Genomic DNA, 23,075 nt, shown 5'->3' with positions numbered 1-23,075 from the left:
CGCCATGCAGCCGAACCGACTGCTCAGAGGCCATGCGGCTTGTGGGGTCCGCACAAAGCGATCACCGCACGACGAGAACGGGTCAGAGGAGAGTCACCTCACACCGGTGGCTCGCGCAGGCCGTGCCGGGGGTGATGCGCAGCCGCAGCTCACGGCGGGTGGAGAGTACCTCGACGGACGGGTCATGGGCGACGACCCGGCGTACCGGACGGCGCCAGACGATCTCCAGGGGCTGCCCGGTCCTGGGCGGTTCGGCGACGTGCAGGGTAGCGGTACGGCCCCGGCGGCGCACCAGGACGCTCGCGGGAGCCGTTGAGGTGAGCGGGCCCGCCGTACCGGCCTGCCAGAAGTTCGCCGCGGTCACGCCGAGCGAGTGAACGGCCACGGCCTGGGCGCGGGCGTCGTTGGCGAGGACCGACAGCCAGTGCCGGTCGGCGGCGCGGGCCGCGACGGCCCGGCGCGATGCCCCGGGCAGCACGAGATAGGCGTACGTGGCGTCGGTGGGGTCGGTGCCGTGGTCGAGCCAGAGGGTCTGCCAGCGGCGGGTGCGGCGCTCGGTGGAGCTGGTGGTGTTGATGTCGGACCAGGCGCCGGTGCGGTCCTCGCGCAGGGTGCGCAGCGCGGCGCCGCCGGGCAGCACCCAGCCGCCGTGTCCTTCGAGGTGGGCCCAGCCGGGGCGGGCGCGGCCGTCCATGACGAAGGCCGGGGCGCCGTTCTCGCCGAGGTTGCGATTTTCCACGACCGTCTCGACGGGGACCCCGTCGGTGGCGGTGATCCCGGCGCCGAGGCAGATCACGGCGTCGTCCGCGAAGAACCAGGACTTACGGGCCTGGAGTGTGGAGTCGAGGCCCTTGAGGTGCTGTCCGACGGCCGCGAACTCGCCGTCGGTGGTGCCGCCGACCCACCGCACGGCGGGTTTGGGTTCGCCCCACTCGCCGCCCGCGCGGTCGGCGAGCCGCTTGGTCGAGACGGTGGTGCCGGGCAGCCGGTACCAGTCGACGGTGGGCCAGAACCAGTCCGTGTACTGGTCGCTCGGGCGTCCTGAGGGCCACCAGTAGAGCATTCCGGCGCCGGTGTGCCAGCCGCGCGGGTTCTCGCCGTTGCCGCACTCGTAGGCGGAGATCCGCTCCGACGCCATGGACAGCCCGGCGGTGAAGGCGGGTCTGCGGTGCACGGCGCGGTCCATCGCGGCGAACAGCTGGTGCCCGACGGGTTCGGGCGCGGCCGGGACCGTCGAGGCGGCGACCGCGTGCAGCCGGGACAGGTCGCCGACGCCGAACTGGTCGCCGGTGAGGATCGGGGTGACGGTGTCCCGTTCGATCCAGCCCTTGATCCTGCCGTACCAGCGGTCCCGTTCGGCGGGGCTCGCGCCGCCCGCGAGGAGGGCCATGGCGGCGATGATGCCCTGGCCGTGGAAGTGGTCGCCGCGCATCACCTTGCGGTCGTCGTTCTTGAGGTAACCCCGGCTGATGGCACGGCCGTTGACGCTGTCCATCGCCAGGCCGTCGACGATGAGCGGGGCATAGGCGTGTTCGACGCTGTCGAGGATGATCTGCTTGCCCGGGTCGGTGACCTCCCAGGTGGACCCGGCGAGCAGCGCGAAGAGCCGGCCGAGTCCGTCGAGCATGACCTGTCCGTAGGTGCCGGAGTAGGCGACCCAGGTGTGCTGGATGAACGAGCCGTCGGCGTACAGGCCGTCGCCCGATGTGACGTACGGGAAGACGGGTGAGAGCGCGTCGCGGGCGAGGGCGATCTTCTCGGGGGCGCGGCCGTTGATGCCGCGCAGGGCGACCGAGCGGCAGAGGTCGACCCGGTTGGCGCCGGTCGAGGTGCCGGAGTAGTCGCGCAGCATGGCGTCGGGGATGAAGTGGTCGACGGCGGCGCAGGCGGCATCCCGCTGTGCGGGGGTGAGCGCGTCGTACAGGGCCGCGACGATGTCCATGAGGAGGCGGGGGCTGCCGATCTGCCACTCCCACCAGTTGCCGTAGCGCGTGGTGGAGGGGTTGTAGACGGCGGCGCCGATGTGGTCGACGCCGCGCAGGATGTCGGCGAGAAGTCCGGCGTCGCCGGTGGATCCGGTGCCGTCCTGGACGTACGCCTGGGTCATCGTCCACAGCCTGCTGTAGCTCTGGGTGATGCCGCTCGGCGGGTCGAAGGGGTACTGGGGCCACAGGGAGCGGGCGGCGGGCGCCATGGTGGAGCGGAAGCCGCGTGCGAGGTCGCCGGTGGCCTTCAGGCGGGACGCGTACGGTTCGGCGCTCGCGTCGTAGCCGGTGCCGAGGGCGAGGTCGAGCCAGCGGGCGCGGAGGGCGTCGTATGCGTCACCGGCATCGGCGGCTCGGGACGCGGGGACGGAGGCGTTGGTGGACGCGCTTTCTGCGGCCGATGCGGCGGGCGCGAGCGCGAAGGGGGCTCCGGAGGCGGTCAGCGAGGCGGCGAGAAGGAAGGTGCGACGCGATGGAGTCATGGACATGCCCTATCAGCCGGGAGAAAGCGCTGTCTACGGTGCGGGCACCTTGGCCCCGCCGATGAGCGGGGCCATGGTGCGACACGTGGAGCGGGGTCGGCTCCGTCCGGGCGGTGGGTCAACTCCCGCAGTGGAAGCGGGCGTTGCCCCAGTCGGCGTGGTCATTGCCGTTGCCGTCACCGCCGTCGCCGACCACCAGGTCGACATACCGGGCGCCCGCGGTGTCGGCGCTCAGCGACCACGCGGGGTCGGTGGCCTTGAGCACGGGCGACCTGACCTTCTCGGTGCCGTCGGCGAGGACGCTGAACTGGACGCTGCCGCGCGTCGTCTGGACGTCGTCGACACCGACCTCGGCGGTGAAGGAGGCGCACCGGCCGCCGAGGTAGTAGCGGATCTTCGCGGGCGCGTGGGTGCCGAGTCCCTTCGGGTAGGTCACTCCCCCGATCCGGAGCGGACCGCCGTCGCCGGTGCCGGTCTCACCGTTGGAGAGGTCGCGTTCGACCGGGCCCCAGCCGTTCTCGCTGTCGGTCCAGTCGAGGTCGCTCGCCCAGGCGTCGGCGGTGGGCGGCGGCGGAAGGGTCCGTACCGAGGTGTCGGCGGTGAGGGTGCGGGCGCTCCCGCCCGCCGTGTACGTCGCCTTGGCGCCGAGCGTGTACGCGCGGTACGGGGCGTCCACCGGCGGGGTCACCTGCCAGGTGGCGGTGGCCTTGGCGCGGGGTGCGACCGGGTCGAGGGTCACGGGTCCGGCGGGCTCGGCCGTCCAGCCGTCGGGCAGGTCGAGCCGGACCGTGAGGTCCTTCGCGTCTGTCGACTCGTAGTTGGTGACGGTGGCCGTGACCTCGTTCTGCGCGCCGGGTTCCAGGGTCGGGGCCTTGGCGGCGACGGCGAGCGTGCCGCAGGCGGGCCGCTCGGCGGCGGGGCCGAGGTCGGTGACCGTGAAGTCGTCGAGGACGAAGTCGGCCTGGTCGGGGGCGTCGTCGCGCATCCGCAGACCCACCCAGGTGTCGCCGCAGCCCGCGGTGACCGTCTCGGTGAAGTGCCCGGTGGTGCGCCGCTGCCCGATCGCGGTGCGCCGGGTCTCGACGGACTGCGGCGCCCCGTCCGCGAGTTGGTCGTATCCGGTGACCCATGCGAAGGCGCCGGAGTGGCTTGCCTGGTAGTCGTAGGCGACGCGGTAGGCGTGCCCGGCCTTCAGCGGAACGGTGGCCGGGGTGGTGCGGTAGACGAGGCCGTTGTTGCCCTCGTGCGTCTTCAGCGACTGGCCGCCGCCGAGGACGTCGTCCACGAGCTTCCCGTTCCAGCCGGCCTGGGTGTACGGGGCGTGCTTCTGGGAGATGCTGGTGCGCGGGTCGGTGACGCCACCGCCGGCGCCCTTCACGAAGGGGCCCCAGCCCTGGTCGACGTCCTCGAAGTCCTCGGAGACGAGGGTGCCGGGAGCCTGCGCCGGGTCGTTGCGCACCACGCGGACATCGTCCACCCGGACCCGTGCGGCCGACCCCGCCGCCGCCTCGACCCGCAGGGTCGCGCGGCCGTCCTTCGGTGCGGTGAAGGTGACCTTGGCGCGCTGCATGTAGGTGCCGTGCCAGTCGCTCGCGGCGACCGTGTTCTTCAGCGTGGAGCGCTCGACGGTCACGGACGCGCCGCCCGCCGACAGGGTGGTACGGCGCTCCTTGCCGGGTTCGACCTCCAGCCAGGCGGAGGCGGTGTACCGCTTGCCGGGCGTGAGACCGGTGAGGCGCTGCTCGACGGCGGCCTGCGAACTCCCGCTCAGCGCGGCGCTGTTGCGGCCGTTGCCGTCGGTGTACCGGGCGACCGTGCCGGTGGTGCGCCAGTCGCCGAGCCGGGCGTCGTTGAAGCCGGGGTCCTGGACGGGGGTGCCCTCGCCCCAGGCGGCGTCGGCGGCCTTCGGGGTGCGGCCCACCGGGTAGAGGACGTAGGGCTGTCCGGCCTCGGCGGTCAGGGTGACCTTGCCGTCCTTGGCCCGCACGGTGCCGGTCTTCACCCGCCCGTTGTCGGTGAGCCGGTAGACGGTGTACGAGGTGCCGGGCACCGCCCAACTCGTCGTACCGCCGGACTTGTTGTAGTGGTACAGCTTCTTGCCGTCGTCCCAGGGCAGCAGGTAGTCCGTGCCGTCCAGGACCTTTCTGCCGTGGTCGTAGAAGGTGCGGCGGCCGTCCTCGACGGTGCCGCGGACCTCGCCCGTGAAGGTGATGTCGTCGCCGTTCCAGCGGGTGATCCGCTCGTGCTGGAGGTACTTGGCGGGCAGGTCGCGCTGCCAGATCGTGTCGTAGAAGGCGTTCCAGTCGTTCTCGCCGGTCCAGCCCTCGAAGTCGTCGAGGGCGGTCTGGCCGAGGACGGGGTCGTTGTTCCAGACGTCCTTCTCGCCGTTGCGGATGAAGCGGATGATCTTCGAGTTGAGGCCCTTGGCGGTGGGGCCGCCGTAGTCGAGGTCGTTGGCCCAGTGCGACCAGAGGGACTGGCGCTCGAACTTGTCCGCCCACTCGGTGGCCAGACCCCAGCCCTGCTCGCGTATGACGTCGGCGGTCTGCTCGGCGATCCAGCCGTGCGTGTAGTACACGTCGACGTAGATCATGGACAGGTTCGGGTCGGTCTCGTCCCGCAACTCCTTGAAGCGGCGGGCGAGTTGACCGCTGTTCAGATCGCGGCGCTGGTCGATGTAGTAGCTCTGGTTGAGCCAGTCCCAGCCGGGCTTGGACTTGTCGACCAACTGCTCGCTGAAGTTCTTGGCCTCCGGGTACGCCTCGGTGGCGTTGACGTGCACGCCGAAGGTCGCACCCCACTTCTTGCCGTTCCTCAGCAGCTTGTTGAGGTCGGTGAGGCCGCCGGCCCGCTGGTTGATGTTGCCGCCGTAGTCGGGGTGGGCCGAGTCGTGGCCCTCGGACGCGTACCCCTTGAGCAGCGCGAACTGGCCGAGTCCATCGGTGGCGAGGGAGATCCGCTTGACGTCGTCCAGGGTGCGCAGGAAGGGGTGCGTGGCCTGGCTGGCGAAGTTGAACGGGATATGGCTGATCACCCGGTCCGGTGTCTCGTCGGAGCCCTGGGCCTTGACGCCGATGGTGCGGAAGGCGACGGCGCCGTCCTGCCAGTCGACCTTTCCGTCACCGTTGGCGTCGGGCGTGACGACGACCTTCGCCCAGGGCAGCGCGTCGCCCTTGGCGGGCGCGGGGGCCCCTTCGCCGCGGTAGGTCCACTGGCCCGACCAGACCCCGACCCGGGTCGAGCCGTCGGCCTCCTTACGGGCCTGGTGCCAGAGCCGGGCGGCGTCCCCGCCGGTGGCCCCGCTCGGCTTGTCGTAGCTGGAGTTGGACTCGACGGCGGCGGCCAGCGTGCCGGTGTTGACCAGCGCGTAGGACGCGCCGACCGGTGCGGCGTCGGCCGGGGTCGCCCCGGTGACCTCGCCGAAGACGTCGGCGGTACGGGTCGAGTCGTCGTCGATCCGGGTGAACGCCGTCCGGGCGCCCCCGTCCGCGCTGCCGACCGACACCAGGTCGTGCCCGGGGATGTCGAGGGTGCCGACGCGGAAGGCGGCGGTGTCGCGGACGGCGGTCACCTTGAAGGTGGTGGCCCGCCCGGACACGGACAGGGTGGCGTCGATCTCGACCCCGGGCAGATCGGGAAAGCCCAGCGTGTACGCGGCCGTGGCCCCCCGGATCTCGGGGGCGCCGGTCAGTCGGACGGCATGGGCCGTGCCGTTCAACGTGACCTCGGTGACGGGACGCGTCGAGCCGAGGAGCCGGGCGCCGGTGGCCCGGTCGGTGTACGCGAGGACGCGCGGGAAGTCGTCGGCGACGGTGACGGTGAGCCGGGACGACGCGATGTCGGCACCGGCGGCCTGAGCGGCGACGGCGGCCGATGGGGTGGGGGCGGCGCCGGTGGCGGGAAGTGCGGGGCCCGCCAGGGCGAACACGACGGACGAAGCGGCGGCAGTGACGCACGCGGCACGGAATCTTCGCGACATGGAGACCTGGGTATCGGCGCCACAACCACGGGGTCAACGGACGGGGTCCCGATGGACGGCGGCAGTCCAAGTACCGCTTTCGTTAAGTCCAAGCGACCCGCCGGCGAACGGCCGGGCACCCCTGGCATGGGGTACCCGACCGTGAGCCGTCGGTCGACCGTGACTAACAGCCGCCGCAGTTGTAGTACGTCACGTCCCAGTGGTTGCCCTCGTCCGCGTACACGTTGCCGGATCCGGACTGCCACTGCGGGGAGCCGTCACCGCGTACACCGATGTAAGTGAACGTGTTCTTGATGTAGTTGGTGACACAGGTGTTCTTGCCGTAGTCGAGCTTGTAGCCGTTCCAGTGCGAGTAGGTACCGCTGGCGTGACCCGTCTCGGTGCCTCCGGTGATGTTGAGGGCGCATCCGGTGGCCCGCTTCAGGGTCTGGGCGCCCTGGGCGGAGGTGAGGTTGAGCTGGTCGAAGGAGGTACAGGTCGCGACATTGCGGTTCGAGCAACCGCCGGACGACGACCAGGTGATACCGACCTGGCTGAACATCGACGTCGCGGTGGCATGGGTGATCTTCGTGGCGGCGAACGCGTCGCCCGCACTGCTCAGGACGCCGAATCCCGGCGCCAGGAAAGCGCCGGTGACCAGAGCTAGCGTGGTGACGACGGAACGGAGCTTCGGACGGTGCTTCATGTGGGGGTTCCTCCCTGCTGATGACCGTGCTGTGGGGTGGGACAGCCGAGACCGTGCGAGACCGGACACGGCTGATGACCGTGCCGGCCCTGGTGCGGCGGTGCAGGTGGAGCAAGGAGATGGTGCCCGAGGTCTACGCGCGTCCGCCAGAGGGCGTACACGACCATCCCGTACGGATGGAAATGATCACCGCGAAGTAACCGCCGCGACACGTCCCGTTCGATGTTGAAACTTGAACGGAATGGGACTATGGTCAACGTCATTGAAGTTTCAACAGCTTCGGCGGAGCCGGGGCTCGTCCCCAAGGAGCAGTCATGGGAATCTTCGGCCGCAAGAACGACAACCCCGACGCGGGCCCGGCGGCGGCGACCGCGGTCAGTCCGGATCTCGCGGCCCTGACCGGCGATTACACGCTCGACCCGGCGCACAGCTCGATCGGCTTCGTGGCCCGGCACGCGATGGTGACCAACGTCAGGGGCAGCTTCCTCCAGTTCGAGGGCACCCTGCGGCTGGACGGCGCGGACCCGTCGAAGTCGACCGCCTCGATCGACGTGACGATGGACAGCATCGAGACCGGCTCGTCCGACCGGGACACGCATCTGAAGAGCTCGGACTTCTTCGACACCGAGAAGTACCCGAAGATGACTTTCCGTTCCACTGCGGCCGAGGCGCTCGGCGGCGACGACTACCGCATCACCGGCGACCTCTCGGTCCTCGGTACGACCAAGCCGATCACGATCGACCTGGAGTTCAACGGCGCCGCGAAGGACCCCTTCGGCAACGAGCGCGTCGGCTTCGAGGGCAAGACCGAGCTGATCCGTTCGGAGTGGGGCCTGACCTGGAACGCCGCCCTGGAGACCGGTGGCGTCCTTGTCTCGGACAAGATCAAGCTCGTCTTCGACATCTCGGCGATCAAGACCGTCGCCGCCTGAGCCGAAGCCGGCACCGGGGACGGGTACCCACCGGCGACGGTGCCTGCCCGTCCCCCGGCCACCGGAATCCCGGCCACCGCAAGCCTGGCCACCGGAATCCCGGTCGGCGCAGGCCCGGTCAGCGGAAGCCCGGTCGGCGGAGGGAACTCAGCGGCTCAGAAGCCGCCGCCGAAGTCCCCTCCCCCGCCGAAGTCGCCACCGCCACCGAAGTCCCCGCCGCCACCGAACCCGCCGCCGAAGTCGCCCGGGTCGAAGTCGGCGCCCGAGACATCACCGCCGTCGTATCCGGCGCCCGCTCCGAAGTCGCCGTATCCGGAGCCGTAGTCGGCCGCATAGGCGGGGCTCGCCATCATGCTGCCGAGCATCGTGCCGACGAGCAGGCCGGGGAGCAGTCCGCCGCCGAAGTAGCCGCCCGCCCAGGGCCCGTAGGCCGGACCCGCCTCGTAGTACGGGCGGCGGCCCGTCTCCGTGTCGACCTCGCGGACCATCGGGTCCGCGCCGTCCCGCAGCCGTGCCTCGTCCGCCGCGCACACCGGCACCTCACGCGGGGCGCCCGTCGGCGGCGCCCACTCCGCGTCCGTCACGGCCGGGCCGTGCCGCGGGTCGAAGAAGCAGGGCGGGCGCCGCTCGGGCAGCGCGCGCCCCTCGCGCCGTGCGGCGAGCTGTGCCAGCGAGAAACGGCCGTCCTCCAGGGCCTGGGTGACCCCTCGTACGTCCTCCGGCCGCTGCGCGGAGCCCATGGCCGACTTCGCGTTCTCGTACGCGTCCAGGGCCCGCTCGTAGTCGCCGCGCATCGCGTCGTCCGCGCCCTGTTCGGCGGGGTGGAAGTCGAGCCGGTCCAGTTCCTCGCCGAAGGCGGTGATGTCCTCGTCGACGACGACCCGCAGCTTCTCCAGGGCCGCGCGCTGCTCCTCCTCGCGCCGCCGGGTGTTGCGGCGCGACACGGCGTACGCGCCCGCCCCGCCGATGACGACGACCGCGCCGACGCCGATCAGCGCCCCGGTCGGGAAGGACGACCCCGTATCCGAAGCCGAGCCGCCCCAGGACGCGGGCGCCGAACCGTGGGCGGTACGCACGGCCCGGTCCACGAAGTCGCCGAGCTGGGTGGCCGTGACGGTCTCGCCCTGGACGCTGGTCACCAGATTGCGTACGGCGGTCTGCGGCATCACGGCCCTGTCCGCGCGGGCGTCGAATCCGGAGCCGAGACGAACGCCGTAGACGCCCGTGATGCCGGTGTCGGTGCGCAGGTCACCGAACAGGTTCTGGGTGGGGAAGCCCTGCGGGAGTACGGCGACGAAGACCGGTTTGTCCGCGTCCTTGATCTTCTTGGCCAGGGCGTTGGCCTCGGCCGCCGGGAGCTGGGCGGAGGCCGCCGGGTCGACGTAGACGGGGTTCTTGCGGAGCGCGTCCCCGATCGTGCCGATGTCGGTCGCGGTCACGGAACCGGTGGCCGCCGCGGCGGGCGGCGCGGTCAGGGGCAGTGCCACCATCGCGGCGGCGGCCAGGAGGAACGCCGGACCCCGTAGCACCCGGAGCCCTCTGTGCGGTGCGGCCTTCATGCCTTCGACGCTACCTGAAGCCCTCGCGGAATGACCTGGCACAGAACTGCGCGCGGAACACGCGGAGCGCGAAGAGACAGCCCGTCCCGGGTCCGCACCTTGCCCGGGACGGGCTGTCTCGCTCGGGGGGCCCTCGGTCAGGACCCGGTACTCAGCCGGCCGTACTCAGGCGGCTGTATTCAGCCCGCTCCACTCAGCCCGCCACCGCCCGGTACGCGGCAGTCAGCTTCACCACCGCGTCCTTGTAGTGACCGGTGAGCAGCAGGTGGTCGGCGTCCGCGAAGGGCTTCGCGACCGCCGCCGTCATGGTCGGCCCGGCCGTCTGCCCGGCCTTCTGCTGGACCAGGAGCCGCGCCTGCGTGACCGCCTCACGCCCGGCCCGCTCGGAGTGCGCCTTCTCGGCGACCGAGGCCGCGAGCTGGAGCAGCTTCAGGGTCAGCTCGCCGCCCTGCGGCACCCGCGTCTTCGTGGTCAGCCCCCAGCCGTACGGGAACTGCGGGTCGTACGAGGAGTCGCCGACGTTGATCGGGAGCTGGGCCTGCGACTTCGGCCAGGTGACCGGGGACTGCCCGGTGAAGGGCAGCTTGCCGTAGACGACGTCCGCGACGCCGTCGCCCTCGGTGCCCGGCAGCCAGGAGGCCACCAGCGCGTCGATGTCGCCGAGCCGGTCGCCGATGAGCTGGGGGCGCCCGGAGACGATGAGCACCGCGCACTTCATGGCCGCGCACACCGTGTCCACGGCGGCCTTGTCGGCCGCGCTCAGCTCCAGGTCGTGGCCGTTGCCGACATCGCCGATGCCCTCGGCGTAGGGGGTCTCGCCGACGACCACGACACCCACGTCGTAGCCGTCCGTGGCGGCCGAGGCGTCCTTGCTGTAGGTGATGTCGGCGCCGGGTGCGGCCTTCTTCAGCCCCTGGAGGATCGTGGTGCCGTCGGTGGTCTTCCCGGACGCGCCCTGCCAGGTGATGGTCCAGCCGCCGGTCTGGTTGCCGATGTCGTCGGCGTTGGACCCGGCGACATACACCTTCTGGGACGGCTTCAGCGGGAGGACACCGCCCGCGTTCTTCAGCAGGACCTGCGACTCGGCGGCTGCCTGCCGGGCGACGGCGCGGTGTTCCGCCGAACCGATCTTGTTCTGGAGCGAGGTGGCTGCTTTTCCGACGTATCGCTTCTCGAAGAGCCCGAGCTTGAACTTCTGGGTGAGGATCCGCGCCACGGCGTCGTCGATCCGCCGCGTGCTGATCCGGCCCGCCCCGACCTCGTCGGTGAGCGTCGAGTGGAAGGTGCGGTACTCGGTCGGGACCATGATCATGTCGAGTCCGGCGTTGATCGAGGTCCGCACGTCGGACGCGTAGTCGCCGGGGATCTGGTCGATGGCCTGCCAGTCGCTGATGACGAAGCCGTCGAAGCCCATCCGGTCCTTGAGGACGCCGTTGATCATCTCGGCGTCGGCGTGCATCTTCACCGGGCCCTTGTCGTCGCCGATGATGTCGAGCGACGAGTAGGACGGCATGACGGTGCCGACGCCCCGCTTGACCGCCTCCTCGAACGGCGCGAGGTGCACGGCCTCCAGCTCCTGCCGGGTGACCCGGGTGACGCCCTGGTCGATGGTGTACGAGCCGGTGGTCGAGGAGCCGTATGCGGTGCCGCCGTCGCCGACATAGTGCTTGGCGGTGGCGAGCACCTTGTCGTTGCGGGCGAGGTCCTTGCCGCTGGGGTGGCCCTGGAAGCCCTGGACGACGGTCTCCAGCGAGTCGACCAGCGCCGGGTCCTCACCGAAGGACTCGTACGAGCGGCCCCAGCGCTCGTCACGCGTCACGCACAGGCAGGGCGCGAAGTCCCAGGGAATGCCGGTGGCGCGTACCTCGGCGGCGGTGACGGCGCCCGTCTTCTCGGCGAGCGCGGGGTCGCGGGTGGCGCCGATGCCGATGTTGTGCGGCATGACGGTGGCGCCGACCAGGTTGTTGTGACCGTGCACCGCGTCCACGCCGTAGATCAGCGGGATCTGGAAGCGGGTCGCCTGGGCGCGCAACTGGAAGCCGTCGATCATCTTGGACCAGGCGGCGGGCGTGTTCGGGTTGGGCACGGAGCCGCCGCCGGAGAGCAGTGAGCCGAGGTCGTAGGAGGCGATGTCGCCCGGGGTCTTGAGGGCGTTGCGCTCGGCCTGGGTCATCTGACCGGCCTTCTCGGCCAGGGACATCCGCGACAGCAGATCGGCGACCCGCTTCTTCACGGGCAGCTTCGGGTCGAGATACGGCAGTCCGTGCGCGTCGATGACGACCTGCGGGTTCTCGGCGGGCGGCTTGGCGCCGGTGACGGTCAGCTTCAGCGGGATCGTCTGCGCGGACTCGGCCGCCTTGTCACGGAGCGTCCGTACGGGGACGGTGCGTGAGGTGCCGGACGCGGTGCCCGCGGGGAAGGTGACCTCGCCGCTGACCGGGGTGTAGTCCTTGCCGGCCTCGGCGGTGCCGCCCTCGGTGGTGTAGGCGACGGTGACCGGCTCTTCGAGGGGGACGGTCCCGGTGGTGGCGACGGAGATCTTGACGTCGGCCGTCGCGCCCTCCTTGACCGGGTACACGGCCGCGTCGGTGAGGACGTTGGCCTTGAGGGACGGGTCGGCCTTGCCGTACAGCTCGACGTTGTCCATGGCGAAGGCGCCGGGGGCGCCGGTGGGGAGGGTGAGCGCGTAGCCCCACATCTCGGTCAGGCCGAGGATGTGGTCGATGCCGCCGACCGGCTGGTAGTCGGTGCGGTACTCGAAGTCGCCGAACGGGATCTCGACCTGGTGCCAGCCCTCCCAGTCGTCCGTGAAGGAGGTCGTCCACAGCTCGGACGCCTCGCCGTGGACGCCGCCGTCCTTGATCTCGAAGTTGATCTTCTTGCCCGAACCGGGCGGCAGGGGCGCGGTGTTCTGGCCGTACCACCAGAAGCGGATGCCCTTGGACGCCGACCAGTCGTGGGCCGGCTCGTTCGCTGCGAAGTCGTGCGAGAAGCCGCCGTAGCCGCTGATGTCATAGGTGCCGGAGAGCACCTTGGCGCCCTCGGGGGCGTCGGCGCGGTCCTCCAACTTCAGCGTGGGCGGGTCGTCGGCGTCGCCGCCCCAGGTGAAGATCCCCTCAGCGGGCTGGCCGCCGAAGGGCACCTCGCCCTCGAAGCGGTCGACGGCGACCGGCGCGGGGTCGTCGGCTCCGGTCGCCGGTCCGGCGGCGGCGAACGGCAGCAGACCGGCGAGGAGCCCGGCGGCGACGAGCAGGGCGGTACGCCGTCTTCCGGTCCCCTCCGGACGGCGGGGGGCAACTCTTCGCATGGGTGTCCCTTCGAGCGGGGCGGCTCTCAACCCTCACTGAACTCTCATGACTTAGATCAGGGCGTGAGTTAACTGGTGCGCATCGTGGCCCGTCAAGACTTCACGTCAGATCCGGTACACAGCCAACGTTCCGGCGGTGGAACGCCTTTGTGCGTTCAGCTTATGAAGTCCGCCCCTCTTGACGAGTGCGCCACGTCGTCATTTACTCACGCCTCGCACGCCCCCTCACCCCCCATCAGAAGGGCGGCGCTCGATGAGAACCCCCACGAGAGCGGGCCGGATCACCCGGTCACTGCTCGCCGGATTTCTGGTCGCCGGCGGTCTGACCGGCGCGTTGTCCGGTCCCGCGCACGCGGCCGGCGAACAGGTCACGGCCTGGCTCACGACGACGGACGACAGCGGCGGACGCCATGTCGTACGGGGTCTTGAGGCCCAGGCGCCGTTCGGTTTCCAGCCGAACAGCGGCGGCAGTGGCGAGAACATCTCGGTCGACGAGAACACCCGGTACCAGACCTTCACGGGCGGCGGCGCGTCCTTCACGGACACGGCGGCGTGGCTGATGAACAGCAGCGGCGCGCTGACGCAGGCGACGCGGGACGCGACGATGCGCAAGCTGTTCTCGCCGACGGACGGCATCGGACTGTCGTTCCTGCGCAATCCGATGGGCGGCTCGGACCTCGCCCGGTTCGGCTACACGTACGACGACATCCCGGCCGGGCAGACCGATCCCAATCTGAACCAGTTCTCGATCGCACACGATCTGGCGGACGTCGTCCCGCTGACGAAACAGGCCAGGTCGCTCAATCCGGCGCTCACCGTGATGGCGTCGCCGTGGACCGCGCCCGCCTGGATGAAGGACAACGGACAGCTCAACGGCGGCTGGCTGAAGGCCGAGAACTACGGGGCATACGCGTCGTACTTCGTGAAGTACGTGCAGGCGTACCAGGCGCAGGGCGTGCCGATCGCCTATGTGACCGCGCAGAACGAGCCGACGTGCTGTGCCGGCTATCCGTCGATGAGCTGGAACGGCTCCGGGCTCGCCTACTTCACCAAGAGCGAGCTGCTGCCGAAGCTCCAGGCGGCGGGCCTGTCCACGAAGGTCCTGGCACACGACTGGAACTGGGACACCTACGACGCCTACGCGGCGCAGACCGTGGACGACGCGGCGGTACGGTCGCATCCGAACTTCGGTGGGATCGCGTGGCACGGGTACGGCGGTGACGTGGCGAAGCAGACCACGGTGCACAACCAGTATCCGCAGCTCGACGCCTTCGGTACCGAGCACTCGGGCGGCACCTGGATCGCCAACCAGCAGCGCGAGGACATGAGCAACATCATCGACTACACCCGTAACTGGGCGAAGTCGGTGACCAAGTGGTCGCTGGCCGTGGACCAGAACAGGGGCCCGCACAACGGCGGTTGCGGCACCTGCGACGGGTTCATCACCGTCCACAACGGCGATGCGCGGCACGGGCAGGTCGACTGCACGATCGAGTACTACACGATGGGCCATCTGACGAAGTTCGTCCGGCCGGGCGCCCAGCGCATCGCGTCGACGGCGAGCACATCGGTGCCGAACGTCGCCTGGCGCAACACGGACGGTTCCAAGGCCCTGATCGCGTACAACGACTCCACGTCGGCGAAGACGGTGACGATCAACTGGGGCGCGCAGCACGCCACATACTCGCTGCCGGGCAAGACGTCCGCGACGTTCACCTGGTCGGGTACGCAGTCGGGCGGCGCGGAGACCTCGGGCGCCTTCACCGGGCTCGCGGGCAAGTGCCTGGACGTGGCGGGCGGTTCATCGGCGAACGGTACGGCGGTACAGCTCTGGGACTGCAACGGTTCCACGGCGCAGCGCTGGACCGTGAAGGCCGACGGCTCGATCCAGGCGCTCGGCAAGTGCCTGGACGTCACCGCGGCGGCCACCACGGACGGCGCGAAGATCCAGCTGTACGACTGCAACGGGACCGGAGCCCAGCGCTGGACGTACAACGCCTCGACGGGCGACGTGGTCAACGCGGCGGCGAACAAGTGCCTGGACGTCACGGACAACTCGTCGGCGAACGGGGCGAGAGCCCAGATCTGGTCGTGCACGGGCGCGGCGAACCAGAAGTGGCGCTTGCAGTGACCCGCCCACCGGCGGCGCCCCGACAGGTCCGGGCCGATACGGCCTGACCGGTCCGGGCGCGGCCGGTGGAGTACTACTCGGTCGGGTCGGTCGGCTCGACGCCCGCGCGGAGCAGGCCGTAGGTGTACGCGTCCTCCAGGGCCTGCCAGGACGCGGCGATGACGTTGTCGGCGACGCCCACCGTGGACCACTCGTCGGTGCCGTCGCCCGTGGAGATCAGCACACGGGTCGTGGAGCTGGTGCCGTGCTTGCCCTCCAGGATGCGGACCTTGTAGTCGACGAGTTCGAATTTGGCGAGCTGCGGGTGCAGCCGCTCCAGGGCCACGCGCAGGGCCCGGTCGAGGGCGTTGACCGGGCCGTTGCCCTCGGCCGTGGCGACGATGCGCTCGCCCTTGGCCCAGATTTTGACGGTGGCCTCGTTGGCGTGGGTGCCGTCGGGGCGGTCCTCGGTGATCGCCCGCCAGGACTCGGTACGGAAGTACCGGATCGCGCGGCCCTCGGCCTCCTCGCGCAGCAGCAGCTCGAAGGAGGCGTCGGCCGCCTCGTACGTGTAGCCCTTCAGCTCGCGTTCCTTGACGCGGGCCACCACCCGGCCGACCAGTTCGCGGTCGCCGCCGAGGTCGATGCCGAGTTCCTTGCCCTTCAGCTCGATCGAGGCCCGGCCCGCCATGTCGGAGACCAGCATCCGGATCCGGTTGCCGACCTGCTCCGGGTCGATGTGCTGGTACAGATCCGGGTCGACCTTGATCGCCGACGCGTGCAGCCCGGCCTTGTGCGCGAACGCCGACACACCGACGTACGGCTGGTGCGTGGACGGGGTGAGGTTGACGACCTCGGCGATGGCGTGCGAGACACGGGTCATCTCGCGGAGCTTCCCCTGGGGCAGCACCGTCTTGCCGTACTTCAGCTCCAGGGCCGCGACGACGGGGAACAGGTTGGCGTTGCCGACGCGCTCGCCGTAGCCGTTGGCCGTGCACTGCACATGGGTGGCGCCCGCGTCCACGGCGGCCAGCGTGTTGGCGACCGCGCAGCCCGTGTCGTCCTGGGCGTGGATCCCGAGCCGGGCGCCGGTGTCCGCGAGGACCGTGGACACGATGGCCTGGATCTGCGCGGGCAGCATGCCCCCGTTGGTGTCACAGAGCACGACCACATCGGCCCCGGCCTCGCTCGCCGCCCGGACCACGGCCTTCGCGTACTCCGGGTTGGCGCGGTAGCCGTCGAAGAAGTGCTCGCAGTCGACGAAGACCCGCCGGCCCTGCTCGCGCAGGAAGGAGACGGTGTCGCTGACCATCGCCAGGTTCTCGTCCAGCGTCGTGCGCAGTGCCAGTTCCACATGCCGGTCGTGGGACTTCGCGACCAGCGTGATCACCGGGGCGCCGGACGTGAGCAGCGCCTTGACCTGCGGGTCGTCGGCGGCCTTCGCGCCGGCTCTGCGGGTGGCGCCGAACGCGACGAGCTGGGCGTGCCGGAACGTGATCTCCTGCTGGGCGCGGGCGAAGAACTCGGTGTCCCGCGGGTTGGCCCCCGGCCAGCCGCCCTCGATGAAGCCCACGCCGAAGTCGTCCAGGTGACGTGCGATGGTCAGCTTGTCCGCGACGGTGAGGTTGATGCCCTCGCGCTGGGCGCCGTCGCGCAGCGTCGTGTCGAAGACGTGGAAACTGTCGTCTGTGGCCTGACTGCTCATGTCTGGGTGCTTCCTGTCGGATGAGTGGCTCCGGAATTCATGGCTCCACTTGCCCCCATCATCGCGCGCGGTCCGTCTCCGGCCGGGTTGAGGTCCGGGAAACGAAAAAACCCCTCGCGGGTGCGAGAGGTCTGCGCGCGGGTCTGGGGCACGGTGCCGCTGCCGCGGGTTTTCCGCGGTCGGCGGTCACTGCGGACCGGCGCGCCTGCTGCCGATAATCATGGCGAACGATGGCACATGGGCATCCTGCCATAGACCAGGGAATTAGCGTGGGGTGGTCTCACGGGTTGGACATTGGCTCAGGTTGTCGTTTCGGGTGCCGTCTCCTTGGGGCTGTGCCCACGCGTCCCGCCCTGCGGGACGCCTGCCCACAGCAGGGGTGGCGCGTTCTCCGGGATCGCTTTCAGGTCCAGATCCCTCGTCTCCCTCATCGTGATGTAGACCACCAAGGAGACCGCCGCGCAGCCTGCTACGTACCAGTAGAAGCCTGATTCGATGCCCGTGTTCTTGAACCAGAGGGCGACGTATTCGGCTGTGCCGCCGAAGAGGGCGTTGGCGATGGCGTACGGGAGGGCTACGCCGAGGGCGCGGATGCCGGTCGGGAAGAGTTCCGCCTTCACACAGGCGTTGATCGACGTGTAGCCGGTGATCACGACGAGGGCCAGCAGGGACAGGCCGAAAGCGGGCCAGAAGGAGCCCGCGTGCTTCAGGAGGGTCAGGATCGGCACGGTCAGGAGGGTCGAGCCGATCGCGAAGGTGATCAGCAGGGGGCGGCGCCCGATCCGGTCGGACAGCATGCCCGCGAGCGGCTGGAGGCAGGCGAAGACGGTCAGCGCGCAGAACGAGACCAGGGTCGCGGTCTCCTTGGAGAGCCCGGCGGAATTGGAGAGGTACTTCGTCAGGTAGGTCGTGTACGTGTAGTACGCGAGCGTGCCGCCCATGGTGAGGGCGATGACGAGGAACGCCTCCCGCTTGTGCCGCAGGAGCGCCTTGATCGTGCCCTTCTCCTCGCCGGCCGCGAGGCCCGAGTCGGCGGACTCCTCGTACACCTCCGTCTCCAGCATGGTGCGGCGGAGGTAGAAGACCACGGCGGCGCCGAGGGCGCCCACGATGAACGGGATGCGCCAGCCCCAGCTGTGCAGGGCGTCGTCGGAGAGGGTGCGCTGGAGCACGATCAGCAGGCCCAGGCCGAGGATCTGGCCCACGGTCATCGACACGTACTGGAAGCTGGAGGCGAAGCCGCGGCGCTTGGGGTCGGACGCCTCGGTGAGGTAGGTGGCGCTGGCGGCGTACTCGCCGCCGACCGAGAGGCCCTGGAGCATCCGGGCGATCAGGAGGACGACGGCTCCCCCGTAGCCCGCGACGGCGTAGGTCGGCGCGGCGGCGATAAGGACGGCGGACGCCGACATCAGGGTGACGGTGAGGGTCAGCGCCGCCTTGCGGCCCTTGCGGTCACCGACCCGGCCGAGCAGCCAGCCGCCGACCGGCCGCATGAAGAACCCGACGGCGAAGATGCCGGCGGTGTTCATCAGCTGGGCGGTGGGGTTCCCGCTCGGGAAGAAGGAGCCCGCGAAGTAGGTGGCGAAGCTCGCGTACACGAACCAGTCGAACCACTCGACCATGTTGCCGGCGGAGCCGACCCAGATCTTCTTCCACTGCTCTCGTCCCATGACCGGCCACCGTGCCGGAACGATCACCACCGCGACAAGGACGCCGCACGCAACGATCAGGCGTACTTACGTGCTTTGTGGTCATGGCCGTCATCGCTGTGGGCGCGGGCGCGGGGTCAGCGAACCGTCCAGGAACTCCCGTACGTGCGTGAGGATCTGGGCCCGGTCGGTGCCGCGCAGGCCGATCGCGACATGGATGCTGAAGCCGTCGAGGAGGGCGCGCAGCCGGGCTGCGAACCGGTCCGGTTCGACCGGAGGGAACTCGCCACTCGTCACCCCTTCGGTGAGGAGGGCGACGAGGTCCCGGTGCCAGGCGCCCTCGATACGGGCCTGCCGGTCGCGGCCGTCCTCGTCGGCGTTGAGGGAGCGGTTCCAGACCTCCAGCCAGAGGGTCCAGTGCGGGTCTCGGTGGCCGTCGGGGACATACAGGTCGACATAGGCGTCGAGGCGTTCGCGTGCGGTGCCGGGGCCCGCGAGGAGGTGTTCGCGTGCGGTGCCGAGCCGGCCCTCGCTCCACTCCAGGGTGCGCAGCAGCAGTTCGTCCTTGGTGCGGAAGTAGTAGAGGAGATGGCCGCTGCTCATGTCGACCTCGCGGCCGAGCGCGGCCATGGTCAGCTTCTCCAGGCCCCGGTCCGCGATCATCGCCATGGCGGCGGCGAGTACGTCCTCGCGCGGTGGCGCGTGCTTGCGGGCACGGGCGCTACCGGCCATGCGTTCCTCCCTGGTCCCGGGGTTTCCGTGCTGGTGTGCCGTGCCGCTCGGGTGCTGTGGCGTCACACCCGTGGCTGCTGCTGGGTGATGCAGTGGATGCCGCCGCCGCCCGCGAAGATCGTACGGGCGTCGACCAGGGTCACGGTCCTGGCCGGGAACAGCCGTCGGAAGATACCGGCGGCCTCCTCGTCGCGGGGGTCGTCGAAGGAGCACAGGACGACGCCGTCGTTGCAGAGGTAGTGGTTGATGTAGGAGTGATCGAGCCAGCCGTCGTCGTCGGCGAGGACGGTCGGGGCGGGGATCTCCACGATCTCCAGGGCCCGGCCGCGCGCGTCGGTACGGCCCCTGAGCAGGCCGGCGATCTCCCGGGTCAGCTCGTGGTCGGGGTGGGCCGGATCGGGCTGGGCGTGCACCATGACGACACCGGGCGCGGCGAACGCGGCGACGATGTCGACATGGCCCCGGGTGCCGAACTCGCCGTAGTCACCGGTCAGTCCGCGCGGCAGCCAGATCGCCTCGGTGGTGCCGATCCGGGCGTGGATCTCGGCCTCGACCCGCTCGCGCGTCCAGCCCGGGTTACGGTCCGGGTCGAGCTGCACGGTGTCGGTGAGCAGGACGGTGCCCTCGCCGTCGACATGGAGGCCACCGCCCTCGTTGACCAAGGGTGAGGAGTGGACCGGCACACCCGCGAGGTCGGCGACCTGCCGGGCGATCTTCGCGTCGTGCTCCCAGCGGGCCCACTCCTGGGCGCCCCAGCCGTTGAACGTCCAGTCCACGGCGGCCAGTTCCCGACCGTCGTGCACGAAGGTGGGCCCGATGTCCCGCATCCACGCGTCGTCCAGGTCCCGCTCCACGATGTCGATACCGGGTCCGAGCAGGTCACGGGCCGTGCCGCCCTGTCCGGTCCCGGCGATCACGGTCACCGGTTCGAAGCGGCGTACGGCACGGGCGACGGCGGCCCAGGCGGTCCGGGCCTCGGCCAGCTCCCCGTCGTCGGCGAAGGTGGGGTTGGGGCCGGGCCATGCCATCCAGGTGCGCTCGTGCGGGGTCCACTCGGCGGGCATACGGAAGGTCTTGGCGGTCATTTCGGTCCCGGCGGTCATGGCGCTCATGGCGGTCCTCAGAGGAAGTACAGGCGGTTCAGGGACACGGAGTCGGCGGGTTCGGAGCGGACCGGGTCGCCGTCGAGGGTGACCAGGCCGGTGCGTCCGTCGACGTCCACGGAGCCCGTACGGGAGTTCAGGCGCAGGTCGGCGGGGCCGATGCCACGGGTGTCGCGGACGGCGACCCGGCGGCGGCGGGTCGGCATCAGGTCGTCGCCCAGTCCGGCGGCGGCTCCCGCGACGAAAGCCACGGAGAGGTCGGCGGCCGTCGCGCCGTGCGCCCCGAACAGGGGGCCCAGGACGAGGGGTTCGCAGGTGTCGGTGGCCGCGTTCGGGTCCCCGACGACCCCGTACGCGGGGAAGCCCGCCTTGAGGACGAGCTGCGGTTTGGCGCCGAAGTACTGGGGGCGCCAGAGCACCAGGTCGGCGAGTTTGCCGACCTCGATCGAGCCGACCTCGTGGGACAGTCCGTGCGCGATGGCCGGGTTGACGGTGAGCTTGGCGATGTAGCGCAGTACGCGCGCGTTGTCGTCGTCCGGTCCGTCGCCGTCCATCGGGCCCAGCTCGGCCTTCATCTTCCCGGCCAGCGCGAAGGTACGGCGGACGGTCTCGCCCGCGCGGCCCATGCCCTGTGCGTCGGACGAGGTGATGCCGATGGCACCCAGGTCGTGCAGGACGTCCTCGGCGCCCATCGTCCCGGCGCGGATACGGTCGCGGGCCATCGCCGCGTCGCCGGGCAGATCGGTCTTCAGGTCGTGGACGGAGACGATCATGCCGTAGTGCTCGGCGACGGCGTCCCGGCCGAACGGCAGCGTGGGGTTGGTGGACGACCCGATGACGTTCGGTACGCCCGCCATCTTCAGGACGTTCGGTACGTGTCCGCCGCCGCAGCCCTCGATGTGGAACGCGTGGATGGTGCGGCCTTCGAGGACGCGGAGGGTGTCCTCGACGGAGAGGCATTCGTTCAACCCGTCGCTGTGCAGGGCCACTTGTACGTCGTACTCCTCGGCGACGCGCAGCGCGGTGTCCAGGGCGCGGGTGTGGGCGCCCATGTCCTCGTGCACCTTGAACCCGCAGGCACCGCCCTCGGCGAGCGCTTCGACCAGGGGCGCCGGGTCCGACGACGAACCCCGCGCCAGGAAGCCGATGTTGACGGGCCACGCGTCGAAGGAGTTGAACGCGTGCCGCAGCGCCCACGGCGAGTTGACGCCGACGCCCCAGACCGGGCCGAACTCCTGGCCGATGATCGTGGTGACACCGGAGGCGAGGGACGCCTCCATGATGCGCGGCGACAGCAGATGGACATGGGTGTCGACGGCTCCGGCGGTGGCGATCAGGCCCTCACCGGAGACAATCGTGGTGCCGGTGCCGACGACGACGTCCACACCGTCGAGGGTGTCGGGGTTGCCGGCCCGGCCGATCCCGGCGATCCGGCCCTCGCGGATGCCGATGGACACCTTGCGGATGCCCTGCACGGCGTCGATGACGACGACATTGCTGATGACGATGTCGCAGGTGTCGCGGACGGCGGCGGCCTTCAGATGCAGCCCGTCGCGGGCGGTCTTGCCGAACCCGGCCAGGAATTCGTCGCCGGGCTTCTGACTGTCGGACTCGACGCGGACGGTGAGTCCGGAGTCGCCGAGGCGGATACGGTCGCCGGCGCGGGGGCCGTGCACGGAGGCGTACGCGTACGGGTCCATCAGTGGACCTCCGCGCCGAGATAGCCGCAGGCCACCGCGCGCCGCAGGGCCTCTTCCTTCGCGCCGGGCGCGTCCAGCGGACCGTCCACGAGTCCGGCGAAGCCGATCGCGACCCGGTCGCCGCCGATGGGCAGCAGTCCGGCGTCGGCGCGTTCGCCGGGGCCGAAGCGGAGGGATGAGCCCGCGGGGACGGCGAGGCGCTTGCCGTAGGCGGCGGCGCGGTCGAAGTCGAGGCGGGGGTTGGCCTCGAAGAAGTGGAAGTGCGAGGTGACGGAGACCGGGACGGTGGCGGTATTGGTGACGGTCACCGTGACGACGGCCTCCGGTTCGGCGTGCGCGGGGCCGGGGAGCAGCGCCCCGGGTGCCGCCGAGCCGAGCGTGCCGCCGGCGAGCGGATCAGTGACAACGGCGAGCCGCGAACCGTCATCGAAAACGGCCTCGACATGCACCTCGGTCACGACATCGGCGACACCGGGCAGCACATCGTCGGGCCCGAGGACCGCACGCCCCCGCTCGATGGCCTCGGCCAGCCGAGCACCGTCCCTGGCCGCCTCACACACGGCGTCGGCGATCAGAGCGGTGGCCTCCGGCACGTTGAGCCGAAGTCCCCGCGCCCGCCGGGCCCGCGCCAACTCGGCAGCCCCGAACAACAACAACCGATCCCGCTCGGTGGGGGTCAGCCGCACGGGTCACCCCTCTCGTTGGAGCACTACTCTAACCATAGTTTTAGAGCAGCACTCAAACGGTAGGCGGTGGAGAGCTGGGGCCGCGACAGACCCGCCGATCCGCGCCGTCGCGCGGGAGAAACGGCCCCACCGGGCCAGACCGCCTCGCCGCCCGCAGGGCACATCCACCTGCCCACCCGGCACCCGCAGGGCATTTTGTCCGCACCCCGGCAGGGGACTTCTCTTCTCCGCCGCGACGGCGCGACCCGGCGGTGCCGAACCCATCGCACCCCGCCAGGGGAACCGCCCGCCCGCAGGGCATTCTTCCTCCGCCGCGATGGCGAACACCCCGACGACGCAACCCTGCGGTGCCCAACCGCCCCCGCCCGCAGGGGTTTGCAAGCCGCCCGCAGGGCACATCTCCACTCCGCCGCAACAGCGAACAACCACCACGGCCGCAACCCAGCGGTCCCCAACCACCC

General features: G+C 70.6%; 14 protein-coding genes. 3 read left to right on the top strand and 11 right to left on the bottom strand.

The features are described 5' to 3' along the window. Nucleotides 1-82: 82 nt before the first annotated feature. The 3 genes from ACFVT5_RS29225 to ACFVT5_RS29215 all read right to left on the bottom strand — a co-directional run bounded on the left by ACFVT5_RS29225 (nucleotide 83) and on the right by ACFVT5_RS29215 (nucleotide 7,131). The gene (locus ACFVT5_RS29225) at nucleotides 83-2,467 is read right to left on the bottom strand and encodes a polysaccharide lyase 8 family protein (protein ID WP_389894154.1); all 2,385 of its coding nucleotides are present in this window, start codon (nucleotides 2,465-2,467) and stop codon (nucleotides 83-85) included. Between the two features lie 118 nt (nucleotides 2,468-2,585). After that, nucleotides 2,586-6,446 (bottom strand): endo-alpha-N-acetylgalactosaminidase family protein, encoded by a 3,861-nt coding sequence (locus tag ACFVT5_RS29220; RefSeq protein WP_389894152.1) that lies wholly within the window; start codon nucleotides 6,444-6,446, stop codon nucleotides 2,586-2,588. A gap of 163 nt (nucleotides 6,447-6,609) precedes the next feature. Then, nucleotides 6,610-7,131 (bottom strand): hypothetical protein, encoded by a 522-nt coding sequence (locus ACFVT5_RS29215; RefSeq protein ID WP_389894150.1) that lies wholly within the window; start codon nucleotides 7,129-7,131, stop codon nucleotides 6,610-6,612. Between the two features lie 53 nt (nucleotides 7,132-7,184). Between ACFVT5_RS29215 and ACFVT5_RS29210 the strand changes: the two genes are divergently transcribed. Both ACFVT5_RS29210 and ACFVT5_RS29205 read left to right on the top strand, forming a co-directional pair. Next, a complete protein-coding gene (locus ACFVT5_RS29210) occupies nucleotides 7,185-7,331 on the top strand; it encodes a hypothetical protein (RefSeq protein WP_389894148.1) in 147 nt (48 codons plus the stop codon). Between the two features lie 114 nt (nucleotides 7,332-7,445). Then, nucleotides 7,446-8,063, top strand: coding sequence for a YceI family protein (locus tag ACFVT5_RS29205; RefSeq protein WP_389894146.1), 618 nt, complete (start codon nucleotides 7,446-7,448; stop codon nucleotides 8,061-8,063). A 155-nt stretch (nucleotides 8,064-8,218) separates the two neighbouring features. Here the strand turns inward: ACFVT5_RS29205 and ACFVT5_RS29200 are convergent, their stop codons facing one another. After that, complete coding sequence (locus ACFVT5_RS29200; protein ID WP_389894144.1) at nucleotides 8,219-9,622, bottom strand: hypothetical protein; 1,404 nt, start codon at nucleotides 9,620-9,622, stop codon at nucleotides 8,219-8,221. A gap of 193 nt (nucleotides 9,623-9,815) precedes the next feature. Further along, on the bottom strand, nucleotides 9,816-12,929 hold the full coding sequence (locus ACFVT5_RS29195; RefSeq protein ID WP_389894142.1) for a glycoside hydrolase family 3 N-terminal domain-containing protein: 3,114 nt from the start codon (nucleotides 12,927-12,929) through the stop codon (nucleotides 9,816-9,818). 253 nt (nucleotides 12,930-13,182) lie between these two features. Here ACFVT5_RS29195 and ACFVT5_RS29190 point away from each other — a divergent pair, with 253 nt between their 5' ends. Further along, nucleotides 13,183-15,060, top strand: coding sequence for a ricin-type beta-trefoil lectin domain protein (locus tag ACFVT5_RS29190; protein ID WP_389894140.1), 1,878 nt, complete (start codon nucleotides 13,183-13,185; stop codon nucleotides 15,058-15,060). A 73-nt stretch (nucleotides 15,061-15,133) separates the two neighbouring features. On the opposite strand, the gene cimA is transcribed toward ACFVT5_RS29190, so the two are convergent. The 6 genes from cimA to ureA form a co-directional block, all read right to left on the bottom strand. Beyond that, nucleotides 15,134-16,744 carry a citramalate synthase gene (cimA, locus tag ACFVT5_RS29185; protein WP_389894138.1) on the bottom strand — a complete coding sequence of 537 codons (1,611 nt, stop codon included), beginning with the start codon at nucleotides 16,742-16,744 and terminating at the stop codon, nucleotides 15,134-15,136. Between the two features lie 299 nt (nucleotides 16,745-17,043). Continuing rightward, on the bottom strand, nucleotides 17,044-18,414 hold the full coding sequence (locus ACFVT5_RS29180; protein ID WP_389894136.1) for an MFS transporter: 1,371 nt from the start codon (nucleotides 18,412-18,414) through the stop codon (nucleotides 17,044-17,046). 90 nt (nucleotides 18,415-18,504) lie between these two features. Beyond that, a complete protein-coding gene (locus ACFVT5_RS29175; RefSeq protein ID WP_389894134.1) occupies nucleotides 18,505-19,125 on the bottom strand; it encodes a TetR/AcrR family transcriptional regulator in 621 nt (206 codons plus the stop codon). A 62-nt stretch (nucleotides 19,126-19,187) separates the two neighbouring features. Then, nucleotides 19,188-20,237 carry an agmatine/peptidylarginine deiminase gene (locus ACFVT5_RS29170; RefSeq protein ID WP_389894132.1) on the bottom strand — a complete coding sequence of 350 codons (1,050 nt, stop codon included), beginning with the start codon at nucleotides 20,235-20,237 and terminating at the stop codon, nucleotides 19,188-19,190. A gap of 8 nt (nucleotides 20,238-20,245) precedes the next feature. Beyond that, entirely contained in the window at nucleotides 20,246-21,928 is a 1,683-nt protein-coding gene (locus tag ACFVT5_RS29165) for an urease subunit alpha (protein WP_389894130.1), read from the bottom strand. Beyond that, nucleotides 21,928-22,614, bottom strand: a complete 687-nt coding sequence (gene ureA, locus ACFVT5_RS29160) for an urease subunit gamma (RefSeq protein ID WP_389894128.1) — start codon at nucleotides 22,612-22,614, stop codon at nucleotides 21,928-21,930. Before ureA ends, ACFVT5_RS29165 begins: the two co-directional genes overlap by 1 nt. Nucleotides 22,615-23,075: the final 461 nt, after the last annotated feature.

This window comes from Streptomyces sp. NPDC058001 (assembly GCF_042886315.1).
Lineage (GTDB): Bacteria > Actinomycetota > Actinomycetes > Streptomycetales > Streptomycetaceae > Streptomyces.
Note: the sequence above shows the minus strand (reverse complement) of the source record. Positions and strands in the feature narration are given on the sequence as shown.

Bases quoted from the DNA above. Each gene is read 5' to 3' on its own strand.
- ACFVT5_RS29175 (WP_389894134.1), bottom strand. From the start codon at position 19,125: ATGGCCGGTAGCGCCCGTGCCCGCAAGCACGCGCCACCGCGCGAGGAC.
- ACFVT5_RS29200 (WP_389894144.1), bottom strand. From the start codon at position 9,622: ATGAAGGCCGCACCGCACAGAGGGCTCCGGGTGCTACGGGGTCCGGCG.
- ACFVT5_RS29190 (WP_389894140.1), top strand. From the start codon at position 13,183: ATGAGAACCCCCACGAGAGCGGGCCGGATCACCCGGTCACTGCTCGCC.
- ACFVT5_RS29205 (WP_389894146.1), top strand. From the start codon at position 7,446: ATGGGAATCTTCGGCCGCAAGAACGACAACCCCGACGCGGGCCCGGCG.
- ACFVT5_RS29220 (WP_389894152.1), bottom strand. From the start codon at position 6,446: ATGTCGCGAAGATTCCGTGCCGCGTGCGTCACTGCCGCCGCTTCGTCC.
- ACFVT5_RS29215 (WP_389894150.1), bottom strand. From the start codon at position 7,131: ATGAAGCACCGTCCGAAGCTCCGTTCCGTCGTCACCACGCTAGCTCTG.
- ACFVT5_RS29195 (WP_389894142.1), bottom strand. From the start codon at position 12,929: ATGCGAAGAGTTGCCCCCCGCCGTCCGGAGGGGACCGGAAGACGGCGT.
- cimA (WP_389894138.1), bottom strand. From the start codon at position 16,744: ATGAGCAGTCAGGCCACAGACGACAGTTTCCACGTCTTCGACACGACG.
- ACFVT5_RS29225 (WP_389894154.1), bottom strand. From the start codon at position 2,467: ATGACTCCATCGCGTCGCACCTTCCTTCTCGCCGCCTCGCTGACCGCC.
- ACFVT5_RS29170 (WP_389894132.1), bottom strand. From the start codon at position 20,237: ATGAGCGCCATGACCGCCGGGACCGAAATGACCGCCAAGACCTTCCGT.
- ACFVT5_RS29165 (WP_389894130.1), bottom strand. From the start codon at position 21,928: ATGGACCCGTACGCGTACGCCTCCGTGCACGGCCCCCGCGCCGGCGAC.
- ACFVT5_RS29180 (WP_389894136.1), bottom strand. From the start codon at position 18,414: ATGGGACGAGAGCAGTGGAAGAAGATCTGGGTCGGCTCCGCCGGCAAC.